General features: G+C 58.7%; 10 protein-coding genes. 3 read left to right on the forward strand and 7 right to left on the reverse strand.

All coding sequences use genetic code 11. The features are described from left to right. From ssuD to JWR17_RS19705, 3 genes are all read left to right on the forward strand, one after another. Window positions 1-1134: FMNH2-dependent alkanesulfonate monooxygenase (gene ssuD / locus JWR17_RS19695; RefSeq protein WP_299833960.1), on the forward strand; the 1134-nt coding region annotated here is incomplete at its 5' end. A gap of 211 nt (window positions 1135-1345) precedes the next feature. Next, window positions 1346-2533, forward strand: a complete 1188-nt coding sequence (locus JWR17_RS19700) for an acyl-CoA dehydrogenase family protein (RefSeq protein ID WP_299833961.1) — start codon at window positions 1346-1348, stop codon at window positions 2531-2533. A gap of 8 nt (window positions 2534-2541) precedes the next feature. Then, entirely contained in the window at window positions 2542-3642 is a 1101-nt protein-coding gene (locus JWR17_RS19705; protein WP_299833962.1) for a sigma-54 dependent transcriptional regulator, read from the forward strand. 84 nt (window positions 3643-3726) lie between these two features. On the opposite strand, the gene JWR17_RS19710 is transcribed toward JWR17_RS19705, so the two are convergent. The 7 genes from JWR17_RS19710 to JWR17_RS19740 all read right to left on the reverse strand — a co-directional run bounded on the left by JWR17_RS19710 (window position 3727) and on the right by JWR17_RS19740 (window position 13750). After that, window positions 3727-5553, reverse strand: coding sequence for an ABC transporter ATP-binding protein (locus tag JWR17_RS19710; RefSeq protein WP_299833963.1), 1827 nt, complete (start codon window positions 5551-5553; stop codon window positions 3727-3729). 173 nt (window positions 5554-5726) lie between these two features. After that, window positions 5727-7118, reverse strand: a complete 1392-nt coding sequence (locus JWR17_RS19715) for an MFS transporter (RefSeq protein WP_299833964.1) — start codon at window positions 7116-7118, stop codon at window positions 5727-5729. Window positions 7119-7423: 305 nt separating this feature from the next. Continuing rightward, window positions 7424-9079, reverse strand: a complete 1656-nt coding sequence (locus JWR17_RS19720; RefSeq protein WP_299833965.1) for an ABC transporter ATP-binding protein — start codon at window positions 9077-9079, stop codon at window positions 7424-7426. Then, on the reverse strand, window positions 9076-9948 hold the full coding sequence (locus tag JWR17_RS19725) for an ABC transporter permease (protein ID WP_299833966.1): 873 nt from the start codon (window positions 9946-9948) through the stop codon (window positions 9076-9078). Before JWR17_RS19725 ends, JWR17_RS19720 begins: the two co-directional genes overlap by 4 nt. A gap of 32 nt (window positions 9949-9980) precedes the next feature. Then, window positions 9981-11030, reverse strand: coding sequence for an NADP(H)-dependent aldo-keto reductase (locus JWR17_RS19730; RefSeq protein ID WP_299833967.1), 1050 nt, complete (start codon window positions 11028-11030; stop codon window positions 9981-9983). Between the two features lie 45 nt (window positions 11031-11075). Further along, the gene (locus JWR17_RS19735) at window positions 11076-12425 is read right to left on the reverse strand and encodes an LLM class flavin-dependent oxidoreductase (protein WP_299833968.1); all 1350 of its coding nucleotides are present in this window, start codon (window positions 12423-12425) and stop codon (window positions 11076-11078) included. After that, window positions 12422-13750: an acyl-CoA dehydrogenase family protein gene (locus tag JWR17_RS19740; protein ID WP_299833969.1), complete on the reverse strand. Its 1329-nt coding sequence runs from the start codon at window positions 13748-13750 to the stop codon at window positions 12422-12424. The genes JWR17_RS19735 and JWR17_RS19740 overlap by 4 nt, the downstream gene beginning before the upstream one ends. Between the last annotated feature and the right edge of the window lie 9 nt (window positions 13751-13759).

The raw sequence follows: 13759 nt of genomic DNA on the forward strand, positions 1-13759 counted from the left end.
TGGTTCCTCCCCACTCACGGCGATGGCCATTACCTGGGCACCACCAAGGGCGCCCGCCCGGTTACCCTGAACTATTTGAAACAAGTAGCCCAAGCGGCGGACAGCCTCGGCTATCACGGGGTGCTGATTCCTACCGGTCGTTCGTGCGAAGACTCGTGGGTCATCGCCTCGGCGCTGGTGCCGTTGACTGAACGCCTGCGTTATCTGGTGGCGATTCGTCCGGGAATCATCTCGCCAACCGTGTCCGCACGAATGGCTGCGACCCTGGACCGACTGTCCGGCGGCCGACTGTTGATTAACGTGGTCACCGGCGGTGACCCTGATGAAAACCGTGGCGACGGCAGTTTCCTTGATCACAGCGAACGCTACGAAGTCACCGACGAGTTCCTGCAGATCTGGCGCCGGGTGCTGCAAGGCGAATCCGTGGATTTCGAAGGCAAGCACTTACGGGTACAGAACGCCAAGGCGCTGTACCCACCCCTTCAGAAGCCCTACCCGCCGCTGTATTTCGGCGGGTCTTCGGAAGCGGCCCATGAGCTGGCCGCCGATCAGGTCGATGTCTACCTGACCTGGGGCGAGCCTCCAGCGGCCGTGGCGGAAAAAATTGCTGACGTCCGTGAACGGGCCGCACGCAAAGGGCGCACCGTGCGTTTCGGCATTCGTCTGCATGTGATCGTGCGCGACACCAGCGAAGAAGCCTGGAAAGCCGCCGATACGTTGATCGAACACATCAGCGACGAAACCATTGCCTCGGCACAGAAATCCTTTTCACGCTTTGATTCCGAAGGCCAACGGCGTATGGCCGCCTTGCACGATGGCCGTCGCGACAACCTGGAAATCGCCCCGAACCTATGGGCCGGTGTCGGCCTGGTACGCGGCGGTGCCGGGACGGCGTTGGTCGGCAATCCGCAAGAAGTCGCGGCGCGAATCAAGGAATACGCGGACCTGGGCATCGAAAGTTTTATCTTCTCCGGCTATCCGCACCTTGAAGAGGCGTATCGCTTTGCTGAGTTGGTGTTCCCGCTGCTGCCGGAGCCCTACGCCAGCCTGGCCGGGCACGGCATCACCAACCTGACCGGACCGTTTGGCGAGATGATCGCCAATGACTTGTTGCCCACCAAGGCTAAAGCCTGAGGTTGCTGGTCATGCTCCCCCTCTGTAGAAGCCACCTTGTTGGCGGAGCGCCCGCGTTTGAACCTGATACGACGCCGACCTGTAGGAGCCAGCGTGTTGGCGAGCGGTTTGACGCTGTGTACCAGGCACGATGCCTCGCCAACAACTTGGCTCCTACAGCAAACGCGGCCACCTGCCGGACCGCGCCGTTTAAAAATGGAGGTAAAGACGAGTGACTGCCAAGTTGCAAAACGCCCAAGCGGTGCCAATGGATATCGCCCGCGAACTGGCGAACGAGTTTTCCTGCACTGCCGTGGAACGGGATGACCGTGGCGGTACCCCCAAGGCCGAGCGAGACGCCTTGCGTGCAAGCGGCCTGCTCGCATTGAGTATCCCCAGTCAGTTCGGCGGGCTGAACGCCACATGGAGCGAAACGTTTGAAGTGGTCCGAGAGTTTGCTCGGGTCGACAGCTCCATCGCTCACGTGTTTGGTTTCCATCACCTGATGCTCGCTACCATAAGGCTGTTCGCCACGCCCGCTCAGTGGCAGCCGTGGTTTGAACTGACCGCGCGCAAGAACTGGTTTTGGGGCAATGCCTTGAACCCGCTGGACACTCGCACGGTGGTTAAGGGCCACAACGGCTGGCGTGAATTCTCCGGCAAGAAGAGTTTTTGTTCGGGCGCCACCGACTCGGAAATGCTTATCGCGTCGGCAGTCGATGATGCGGCTGGAGGCAAATTACTGATTGCTGCAATCCCCAGCGGACGAACCGGAATCACTCTGCATGGCGACTGGAACAACATAGGTCAACGCCAAACTGACAGTGGCAGCGCGACGTTCGAGCGAGTGCGGGTCGAGGAGACCGACTTACTCCTTGATCCAGGCCCACTGAGCACGCCGTTCGCCTGTTTGCGTCCGCTGATAGCGCAGCTGCACTTCGCCAATATCTTTCTGGGCATTGCCGAGGGCGCGTTTGAAGAAGCGCGTAAATACACGCTTGAAGAAGCCCGACCATGGTTCAAGTCAAACGCTGCACACATCGGTGAGGACCCATACGTGCTCATCCATTACGGTGAGTTCTGGATAAGCCTGGAAAGCTCCCGATTGCTGGTCGAACGTGCCGGCGAAATGTTGGACCGAGCATGGGCTAAAGGCCCGGCATTGAGCAGCGAAGAACGCGGCCAGGTCGCGGTGGCCATTGCCACGGCCAAAGTGGTTGCAAGTCGCAATGGCCTTGAGCTGTGTAGCAAGGTCTTCGAGGTCACCGGGGCGCGTTCCACCCACGCCTCGGTTGCCCTCGACAGGCATTGGCGCAATCTGCGCACTCAAAGCCTGCATGACCCACTGGATTACAAGCTCCATGAATTGGGCGACTGGGCACTCAACGGTGCCCTGCCCATCCCGACCTTTTACTCATAGTGAATGCCATGCAACTGCTTACCTTACCGCCGTCTCCCGCCCTTGCCACCTCGATTCGCGCCACCGCGCAGGTGTTCGAGGACCCTAAATCCAAAGCGCTGCTCGAGCATATACAGCAGGTAGCGCCCAGCGAAGCCAGTGTGCTAATCATTGGCGAAACCGGTACTGGCAAAGAACTGGTGGCGCGTCACATCCATAACCTCAGTGCGCGCAGTGCCCGCCCCTTCGTCGCGGTCAACTGCGGCGCTTTTTCCGAGTCTTTGGTGGAGGCCGAGCTATTTGGTCATGAGAAAGGTGCGTTCACCGGCGCCCTTAGCGCCAAGGCTGGCTGGTTCGAAGAGGCCAACGGCGGCACCTTGTTTCTCGATGAAATCGGCGATCTGCCGATGCCGATTCAGGTCAAGCTGCTGCGTGTCCTGCAAGAGCGAGAAGTGGTGCGACTGGGCTCACGCAAGAGCATTCCCATCGATGTGCGAGTACTCGCGGCGACCAACGTGCAGTTAGAGAAAGCGATTAATGCCGGGCATTTTCGCGAGGATCTGTTCTATCGGTTGGATGTCGTCAGCCTGGAGCTTACGCCGCTACGCGAACGTCCCGGCGATATCCTGCCGCTGACTCGGCATTTTATCAGTACCTATAGCCAGCGACTGGGCTACGGCGAGGTCAGTCTCAGCAGTGAGGCCGAGCATAAGCTTCGTCATTACGGTTGGCCGGGTAATATTCGCGAGCTGGAAAATGTCATCCACCACACCCTGCTGATTTGCCGCGACGGTGTCATTCAAAGGGAAGACTTGCGCATGTCTAACATGCGCATCGAACGCCAGGACGAACTCTCGGCCGTGGATCAATCCGCCGATGCGTTGCTTGAGCGCGCCTTTCAGAAACTGTTTGAAGAATCGGCTGGCGCGCTGCATGAAAAGGTCGAGCATACCCTGCTGCGTGCGGCCTATCGTTTCTGCCATTACAACCAAGTGCACACCGCTAATCTATTAGGGCTGAGCCGTAACGTGACCAGAACGCAGTTGATCAATATAGGCGAACTCACCGTCAATAAACGCCGCCCGGCCGAACCCAAGCCAAGTGATCGGATTTGGCATCTGTCGATTTAGTGCGAACCATACCCCTCTGTAGAAGCCAACGTGTTGGCTTCTACAGATTCAGGTATAGCGTTCATTGATCCTGGGGATAAACCTTTACACCTGCGCCGATTCCACCACCTCAGCAGATTGCCTGTTCCATAACCGGTAATACTGTCCGCGCAGGCGCAGTAATTGGTCATGGCTGCCGTCTTCGATCACTCGTCCATTGTCGAACACCAGAATCCGATCCAGATGCGCCACCGTGGACAGCCGGTGCGCGACCACCAGCACGGTCTTGCTGGCCATGATCTCGTCGAGTTTGTCCTGAATGAAACGCTCAGTGATCGAATCGAGGCTCGATGTTGCCTCGTCCATCACCAAAATCGGTGCGTTCTTGAGCAGCACCCGAGCAATAGCGATACGTTGCCGTTGTCCCCCAGACAACTTGACCCCGCGCTCACCCACCAGCGATTCGTAGCCGTGTTCCATGCTGTCGATGAACTCGCTGGCGCCTGCCCGGTGAATGGCTTCTGCCACTTCTTCAAGCGTCGCATCGAGACGACCGTAATGGATATTCTCGCGAATGCTGCGGTGGAACAGACCTGGCTCTTGAGGAATCAAACCAATCTGCTGATGTAACGAATGCTGGGTTACTTCACGGACATCCACGCCATCAACCAGAACTTGGCCGCTTTGTACGTCATACAGGCGCAGCAGCAGATTAAGCAGTGTCGATTTTCCCGACCCCGACGTCCCCACCAATCCTACGGTTTGTCCTGCCGGAATAACGATATTCAGCCGTTCAAAAATCCCAGGGGCCGAGCCATAGCTGAAGCCCACGTCACGAAACTCTATATCACCGCGCTTGACCTTCAGTGTGACCGCCTTAGGTCGGTCGATCACCTCATGCGGACGAATCAGGGTCCGCACGCCGTTGGAAATATTACCGGTGGCTTCGAAAAACTCCAGAAAGCGCCGTGACAGATTGCCAACGTCACTGATGATCAATAGCGAAAGGCTGGTCGACATCACGAACGCGGCGATATCGATCCGATGGCTGCGCCACAGATACAGCGCCACTAACAACAGGCCGAGCTTTAGCACCACACCACAGCCCGTCTGGAACCAGCGAATTTTTTCCATATAGCCAAGGGAGCGGTAAGCCGCTTGCACTTCTTTGTCGAGGTAGCCACCGAGGTAGCTGTGCTCGAACGCATGCCGGGCAAACAGACGAATATTCGCCAGATTCGACACCGCGTCCACGACCTTGCCCGAACTGGTGCTGCGCGCCGCGGAGTACTCTTGGGCAAGCGGATGGCTGCGGCGTGCCAGCAGGTAGCAGACCACGATAAACAGCACCGACCAGCCAAACATAAACAGGGCCAGTAATGGCGAGGCGGTCCACAACAGCACCGTTGCCAGACTCAAGGTCACCAGCAGCGGAATCAGGTCGAACAACAGAATACTCAGCGTTTGGTTCACTCCCATCGCAACCTCAGAGACCCGGTGCGCCAGGGCTCCTGCGAATTCATTACTGATAAAACGATGGGAATGCTTCTGCAGATAAGCAAACAGAACGTGGGTAACCGTGCGCCGTTGCAACGGCAATACATGAATATGGCAACCCGCAGCGGCGCGGGTGAACAGGACCTCGAATACCAGTAGCGCCGCGAACAGCGACAGCGGCACTTTCAATACTTCGAAAGCGTGTTCCGCATCAAGGCCATTGCTAACGGTGCGCGTGATCTGCCCCAGCCCCCATGGAATCAGGATGGTACAAATAACCGCCGCGATTTGCAGCAGCAGGATCGCCACGTACCAACCCTTGAAGTTGCCGACGAAGTAACGCACAAACGCGGCAGACGTCTGCGGCAAATGATGAACATTCCAGCTGCCCTGCCGACGGTCCCGAGGGGCGAAAGGTGAAAAAAATAGACTCATTACCGGTTGAATTCCTGACTGGCGCCTGTGGCCGGACAGCTTTCAGGCAAGAAGGCCGCAAAGGGCCGGTTTTGTTTCGATGCAACGACACACACCCCCGGAACCAACTTATTTCAGGCACAACGTGTCAAGCCTCTTGTCAACAAGTTGGCTCATACAGGTGCAGTGGGAAATCAATCGCGCCCAACATAAACCGCTGAACCCGCAGCAGGTATCAGTTGCCTGAACACTACGGCCGACAATGCACAAATTAGCCCGCCGACGATCATCACCGTTGCCACATCGGTTTCGCCGATTGCCGTGTGTCCACGCAACGCCATAATCAGGCTCAGCAAGGCGGCGGACAGACCCACTGACAAACTCATGGTCAATTGAATGGTCATGGCCGACAAGCTGCTCGCGCGGCTGGACAACTCAGCGGGGACATCGGCATAGGTCAGCGCGCCGAGCGTACTGAATTGCAATGAGCGGATGATGCCGCTGCCGAACAACACTAGCGCAATGACCCAATACGGCGTGGCGATATCAAAGGTTGCGCAAGCAATAATCGTCAAGCCGGTGAGCAGCGCGTTGCCGGTCAGGGTGCGACGGAAGCCGAAGCGACTGACAATGCGCACCGCCAACAGCTTCATCAAGAACGCCCCAGCCCCGCCCGCGAAGCTCAGCAATCCGGCCTGCAACGGATTGAGGCCAAAACACAGCTGAAATAACAGCACTAACAGAAACGGTAGCGAAGCGCTGCCGATGCGCAACAGGTTACCGCCCCAGAAGCTGATGCCAAAGGTTGGAATTCGCAGCAAGGACAAATCAATCAGGGGCTGCGGGCAACGTTTGGCATGTTTGACGTAAAGCAAGGCGCAAAGAAAGCCAACCGCGATTAACAACAACGCCCAGCGTCGCTCTAGCAACCCATGGCCGAACGCCTCAAAGCCGAACACCAGGCCGCCCAGGGCTATGGCGCTTAGCAACAGGCCGCGCACGTCCAGCGGGCGCCCGAGTTTCCCCGGATAGTCCGGAACATAACGCAGCACCAACACCACCCCGAGGATACCGATGGGTACGTTGATCAAAAAAATCCAGTGCCACGACAACAACGTGACCAATAGACCACCCAGCGGCGGCCCCAACACGGGACCGATCAAGGCCGGAATCGTCAGGTACGACATGGCACGCAACAGGTTTTCCCGTACCGACCAACGCAACAGGATCACCTGCCCCACCGGAACCATCATTGCGCCCGCCGCACCTTGTGCCATGCGAGCCAACGACAACTGCAGCAACGATGTCGAAGCCGCGCACGCCACCGACGCCAGGGTGAACAGCACAATGGCACTGACAAACACCCGTCGCGGCCCATAACGATCCGCCGCCCAGCCACTGACTGGAACAAACAGCGCCACTGCCAACAGGTACAACGAAACCACCAGGTTCATCCGTACGCTGGGTTCGCCAAAATCGAGTGCCATTTGCGGCAGCGCCGTGAGCACCGCCGTCGCATCGATCAGCTCCATGAACAACGCACAGCCGATAATCATCGGCACGGTTTTTCCACTACCTGAGGTCATTGGCTGACCTGTAAATGCAAGTTAAAAGGTTATGGGGTGTCAGGTTCAACGCCTTAAAGTTCAAAGGATCTTCGCCAACACGTTGGCTCCTACACAGGCCGTGTGAAAACGTAGCGAGCGAAGGCAAGACAAGGCAAAAACAGGCGAGAAAGCGGAGTCTACGGGTTGTAAATGAGCATTTTGAGCCTGTTTTTAACGCAGTAATGCCAAGCGCAGTAGCTTTCACACAGCCTGTACGGGTTCGGGTTTCGGTGCTACCGCTTTGCGAATAAATTCGCGCCCAAGGAATCGCGATATGGATTGGATCAACCTGCAATTGTGTGCTCAACAATCTGTGCCCCTCGACTTTCGAACTGGGGAATGGCATTTAACAAGGCGCGGGTGTAGGGATGTCGGGGTTGGTCGAAGACTTGGCGCACTGGCCCTGATTCGACGATTTCGCCGTCTTTCATGACCAGCACGTGGTCGCTGACGCTATTGATTACGCCCAGGTCATGAGAAATAAACACGCACGCCAACCCGAGTCGCTGCTTTAAATCAGCCAGCAGTTGCAGAATCTGCGCTTGAACGGAGACATCCAAAGCCGACACGGGCTCGTCGCAGACCAACACCTGAGGTTGCGGTGCCAGTGCCCTCGCAATGGCGACACGCTGCCGTTGTCCGCCGGACAATTCGATCGGCCGGCGGGTCAGTACTCTGGCGTCCAAACGTACCAATTTCAACAGTTCAATCGCACGTTCGCGGCGCGTGGACCGGTCTGAATGACCTGCCGCATCCAATGCTTCGTACAACACGCGCTCTACGGTGTAACGCGGGTCGAAGGAGCTCAGGGGATCCTGAAACACCACCTGAATACGCTGCCGTTCCTCGCGTTTCTCGCGGCTGTTGAAGCTCGACCACGGGCGGCCACGCAGCAGAACCTCACCGCCGTCGGGTGTTTCAAGGCCCAGTAGTATACGCGTCAGGGTTGTTTTTCCCGAACCCGACTCACCGACGATGCCCAACGTCTGCCCGCCACGCAAGTCGAAAGACGCGCTGGCTACTGCCGTGCGCACCTTGCCGTCCGGGCCTTTGAACGCCTTGTGCAGCTGTTGTGCCTGAACTACTAGCGGTCTCTGCGGGTTTTTCAGCTCAACCGTTTCACTGCGCCGGACATGCACCGAGCGTGCGGCAGCCAACAGCGACTGGGTGTATGGATGCTGCGGATTATGCAGGACTGTTTCCGCAGTCCCCTGCTCGACGATAACGCCGTTGTGCATCACCGCTATTCGGTCGGCCAGCCGTGCGACAACGGCCAGGTCATGGCTCACCACCAGCATTGCAGTGTCGCTACGGCGCAGAGACTCCAGTAGCCGCAGGACCTGATCTTGTACCGTGGCATCCAGCGCCGTGGTCGGTTCGTCGGCGATCAGCAGGTCTGGCGCACAGGCTATCGCCGAGGCAATCAGCGCCCGCTGACGCAAACCGCCAGACAGCTGATGCGGGTATTGCCGGGCACGAAGTTCAGGCTCCGGAACCCCTACTGATCGCAGCAGCTCCAGCACCTTGAGTTTGCGCTGTTGCCGGTTGAGGTTTTCATGCAGAAGTAAGGGCTCCTCGATTTCATCACCTACCCGGCGTAACGGATCGAGGGAGCCTAACGCGTCCTGCATGACGAAACCGATCCTCGCACCGCGAATCCTCCGCCAGGCGCGTTCATCGAAGGTACGCAAATCCAGCCCTTCAAAATGCAAACGCTGGGCCTGAATACTAGCGCCTTGCCCCGTCAGGCCAGCCAAGGTTCGCGACGTCACGCTCTTACCGGAACCAGACTCCCCCACCAACGCTAAGCACTCGCCGCGATGAAGTTTGAAGGATATACCGCCGATCACCGGGTGCGCCTGACCGGCAAACTGCACGTGCAGATTCTCAACCTCGATGAGGGGCGGCTTAACCTCAGGGCTGATATCCAATACGCTCATCCGCGCTTGCCTTCGCTGCGACGCAACAGTTCACGGCCCAACGCAGTGATCGAGACCACGGTCAAGGTCACCGCCAGTCCTGGCCACGCCACCAACCACCAACCGTTGGCCAGGTAATTGCGGCCAGACGAGAGCATCTCGCCCCATTCCGGTGACGGCGGCGGCGCTCCAAAGCCGAGAAAGCTCAATGCAGCACCGGCTGTAATGTTGCCGCCGATGCCGATGGTGGCAAGAATCAAAATCGGTTTAATCGCATTGGGCAGCACGTGGCGAATGATGACCAGCCCACGGTGGATGCCTAACGTGGTTGCCGCCTCAATGTACGGTGCCGAGCGGACAACGAGGGTTTGGGCGCGCACCATTCGTGCGAACCGAGGAACTCCAGCGACACCCACCGCGACCACTGAATTGAGCAGCCCCTGTCCCCAAAACGTGATGATGACCAGCGCCAACAACAAATCCGGAAAAGCCAGCAACACATCCACCAAACGCATGATTGTCGCATCAACGGCCCGAGGTCCGAGGCCCGCCAACAAGCCCAGGGCCACGCCAAAGACCAAGGCAATGGTCGTCGCTGCCACGCCCATCAGCAGCGAAGGTCGAACACCATGCACCAAACGCGTATACACGTCGCGTCCGTTTTCATCGGTGCCCAGCCAATGGCCACCGCCCGGCGAATGAAAGGCCAAGCGCGCACTGGCTTCCAGAGGGTCGCCGGGTGCCAATACGTGAGGGATCAATGCGGCAATGATCAGCAGCATCAAAAATACTCCGGCCAGCAGCAATCCCGGACGCAATCGCCATAGACGTGGGGCAACGCCCACTGCCAAGGGCACGTTGCTCAACAAAGTCTTATTCACCACGGTCATGCGTTACCTCCTTCTGGCCAAAGTACGAAACGCTACGGCGCCGGGTTAGGGATGCGGGCGTGAATCGCGTTGATCCGGGCGATCAGCTCGGCGCCCAGTTTCAGCTCCAGGCTGTCGATGTTTTCTTTGAGCTGATCGAGTCGAGTGGCGCCAGACAGCGCGCTGCTGACGAAAGGACGGCTGGTAACGAACGCCAGCGCCAGCTGCACCGGTGACAGGTCATGTTCCTGTGCCAGCTCTATATAAGCGGTAACAGCCCGGGTGGCCTCTTCGCCGTCGTAACGGGAAAAACGTCGATACACCGAGGCCAGCCGCGACCCTTCAGGCAATGCACCGTTCAGGTATTTGCCGCTGAGTACGCCGAAGGCAATCGGCGAGTAGGCCAACAGTCCCACTTGTTCGCGGTGGCTGAATTCGGCCAGACCCACTTCGAACTGGCGATTGAGCAAGCTGTAGGGGTTCTGGATGCTGACAATGCGCGGCAGGCCGAGCTTTTCCGATTGCTTGATAAATTCAGCGGTGCCCCAAGCGGTTTCGTTGGAGATGCCGATATGGCGAATTTTTCCCGCACTCACCAGCTCGCCGAGCACCGAGAGGGTTTCTTCGATAGCGGTACTCTGCTCGCCTTCGACCCACGGGTATTCGGCGCGACCGAAGAAGTTGGTGCTGCGGTCCGGCCAATGCAGTTGGTACAGGTCGAGGTAATCGGTTTGCAGGCGGTCGAGGCTGCCTTCCAGGGCAGCGATGATGTTCTTGCGGTCATGCCGCGTCTCACCGTTACGAATGTGCGTCTGTTGCGCGGATCGCGGCGGACCGACCACTTTACTGGTGAGCACAATGTCCTGACGGCGCTTGGTTTTGGCCAGCCAACTGCCAATGAAACGCTCGGTGCTGCCCCAGGTATCGGCATGGGTCGGGGTCGGGTACATCTCGGCGCTGTCCACCAGATTAACCCCGCGTGACAGCGCATAATCCAGTTGCTGATGGGCGTCGGCTTCACTGTTTTGATGGCCCCAGGTCATAGTTCCGAGGCCGATCAGGCTGACGTCAATATCGGTTTTGCCTAGCTTGCGGTACTGCATGGTGATGTTCCTTGAGCGTTAAAACGTGAACGTTGAAAGACTTGATCAGGCGCTTTCGCGTTGAATACTGTTTGCGTAACGGCTGGTGACAGCTGGCAAGCCCAAGTGCCCGCGCAAGGTGCTGCCGCTGTACTCGTGGCGGAACACCCCGCGTTTGCGCAGCAAGGGCACCACTTCGTCAACAAACGTCTCAACCCCGGAAGGAAACATGTCCGGCATGATGTTGAAGCCGTCGGCGGCACCGGCACGGAACCACTGTTCCATGCTGTCGGCGACTTGCTCCGGTGTGCCGACGATCAATCGGTGGCCGACAAGAATGCGTTGTGACAATTGCCGCACGCTGAGATTTCCTCGGCGCGCCAGATTTAGCTGTGCCTCAAGGAAGCCGTGAGATCCGGCCTCGAAACTCTCCACCGGGCCAATTCGGTGCCACGGCAACGGGCCGTCCAGGTCGAGTTCCCGGGCCGGGATGCCGATACGCCGTGCGATCTGGTCGATCAGCCCGTCATCGCCATTGAAGGCGTTGAGCTGGTTGAACCGGGCTTGAGCTTCGGCCTCGGTGCTGCCGATCACCGTGGAAATACCGGGCATGATTTTCAGGTGCTGCGGGTTGCGACCCCATTGTCGGGCGCGGTTTTTCATCTCCTGATAGAACTCTAAACCGTCCTCAAGAGTGGTCTGGGTGGTAAAAATCGCATCGGCATAGCGCGAACCCAGGGACTTACCGCCCTCGGAAGAGCCCGCTTGCACCAGCACCGGATGGCCCTGAGCACTGCGCGGCACATTCAGCGGGCCTTTAACCGCGAAGTGCTCACCGACGTGATCGACCACATGCACCTTGGAAGGGTCGGCGAAACGTCCACTCATGGGGTCACCGATGATCGCGTCATCCTCCCAGCTGTCCCACAGTTTGAGCACCACGTCGACAAACTCGTCGGCACGGGCATAGCGATCCACATGCAGTTGCGCGCCCGGCAGGCCGAAGTTTTGCGCCGCCGCATCGCCAGCGTTGGTCACTACGTTCCAGGCGGCACGGCCACCGCTGAGGTAATCCACCGAAGCCAGGCGCCGGGCCAGGTTATACGGGTCGTTGTAGGTGCTCGACGCGGTTGCGATTACACCGATGTGTTGGGTCGCCAGTGCCACGGCCGTCAGCAATATCGTCGGTTCCAGACGCCCGGCGGGTGAGCTGGAAACGTCCCCGGCCAACGCAGGACCGTCAGCGAGAAAAATCGCGTCCAAGGTTCCGCGCTCGGAAATCCGCGCGATATTGCGGTAGTACTCCACATCGAGGTAAGCGTTCGCCGGCACCTCCCCTACGCGCCACGCCGCTGAATGCGCGCCGAAGCCGAGGATATTCATGCCGATACTCATCTGTTTTTGCGACGTACTCATGACGTTTGCTCCTCGGTGGCGGGGGCTGAAAATGCGAGTTCTGTGGATACGGCAATGGCTTGGGCGGCTTTGTCAGCCGTGTCTTTGGCCACTCGCTGGGCCCAGGCATCACCGGGCGTAACGTCGTTCAGGTAGAAATCACCCAACGCCCGCTCGCGGGATATGGCTGGGTTATGCGACGACACTGTGCGTGCGTTGCGCCAATGACGGTCCAAGTGCCTTGGGGTGCTGGTGGCGGAAGCACCGCCAACCTCAAACATCAAATTGGTCGCTTGCAGCACCAAGTCGACCGCCACCTGCTGGCCTTGATAAGCGTTGATCTCGGCATCCGCATACAGAGCGGCGTTTGCGGTGCCCGCCTGATGCGCCTGCCAGACCCGTTCAACGTTGGCCGAGACGCGATCAACCACTGCCTCAGCGGCGAACGCCAGGCTCGACAGGCGACCGATCACCCGCTGAACCAAGGGATCGTGGCGCGGGCTGGACTCCCCCGGTACGCCAAAGGCACGGGTACGCGCTTTAACGAAGTCCACCGCATCGCGCAATACGGCCCGGGAGATACCCGCCAACGTGGCAAGATGCACCAGTTGATAAAACGCAGTGATATAGCTCTGCTCGTGCCTTTCAGCGGACTTGAAACGACGGATTATCTGCTGCTCGGCGATCTGCACATTGTCGAAACGGGTGGTGCCGCTGCCGGTGAGGCGTTGACCGAATCCGTCCCAATCGTCGAGGCGTGTGACCCCCGGCGCGGAGGTGGCGATCACCACGCTGACGTGGTCGTCACCGTCGGTTGTCGACGCGGCAATCCAGTCGGCGTACAAGGTGCCGGTGCAATAATATTTTTCACCATTGACGCGCCAGTGCTCGGCGGTTTTTATCAAGGTCACGCTGTTACGGGTTTCAGCGGTGCGTTCGGCCATCGCCGCGCCGAACAACTCTCCTGCGACGACTTTTGGAAACCAGCGTTGGCGCTGATCAGGCTGGCTGTCGTTAAGTCGGCCTTCAACGAAACCGAAGTGCGCCCGAAAAATCTGCGGCAAGTTCGAATCGGCCTCGCCCAACAACGTCAGCAAGCGAAACAGCTGTGGCAACGTGGCACCGATACCGCCGAAGGACTGAGGCACCCGCAATGCACCGAAGCCGGCATCGCGCAGCAGTCCTACCGCCTCATAAGGCAGCTCGCGATGCTCTTCGCGTTGCAGCGCGCCGCTGGCGATGCGCTCGAATACCGGTTGAAAGCGCGTGAGCAATACGTCGTCGGTCGGCGCGCAATTGTCGTTGCGCTGGGCCTGCTCGGAGAAGGAGGCATTGAGTGGGTTCATGGTAATTTC

Origin of the sequence: Pseudomonas sp. (genome assembly GCF_028293835.1) — a bacterium.
Taxonomy (GTDB): domain Bacteria; phylum Pseudomonadota; class Gammaproteobacteria; order Pseudomonadales; family Pseudomonadaceae; genus Aquipseudomonas.

Coding starts and splice junctions, on each gene's coding strand:
- JWR17_RS19715 (WP_299833964.1), bottom strand. CDS start 7,118: ATGACCTCAGGTAGTGGAAAAACCGTGCCGATGATTATCGGCTGTGCG.
- JWR17_RS19740 (WP_299833969.1), bottom strand. CDS start 13,750: ATGAACCCACTCAATGCCTCCTTCTCCGAGCAGGCCCAGCGCAACGAC.
- JWR17_RS19720 (WP_299833965.1), bottom strand. CDS start 9,079: ATGAGCGTATTGGATATCAGCCCTGAGGTTAAGCCGCCCCTCATCGAG.
- JWR17_RS19735 (WP_299833968.1), bottom strand. CDS start 12,425: ATGAGTACGTCGCAAAAACAGATGAGTATCGGCATGAATATCCTCGGC.
- JWR17_RS19730 (WP_299833967.1), bottom strand. CDS start 11,030: ATGCAGTACCGCAAGCTAGGCAAAACCGATATTGACGTCAGCCTGATC.
- JWR17_RS19705 (WP_299833962.1), top strand. CDS start 2,542: ATGCAACTGCTTACCTTACCGCCGTCTCCCGCCCTTGCCACCTCGATT.
- JWR17_RS19710 (WP_299833963.1), bottom strand. CDS start 5,553: ATGAGTCTATTTTTTTCACCTTTCGCCCCTCGGGACCGTCGGCAGGGC.
- JWR17_RS19725 (WP_299833966.1), bottom strand. CDS start 9,948: ATGACCGTGGTGAATAAGACTTTGTTGAGCAACGTGCCCTTGGCAGTG.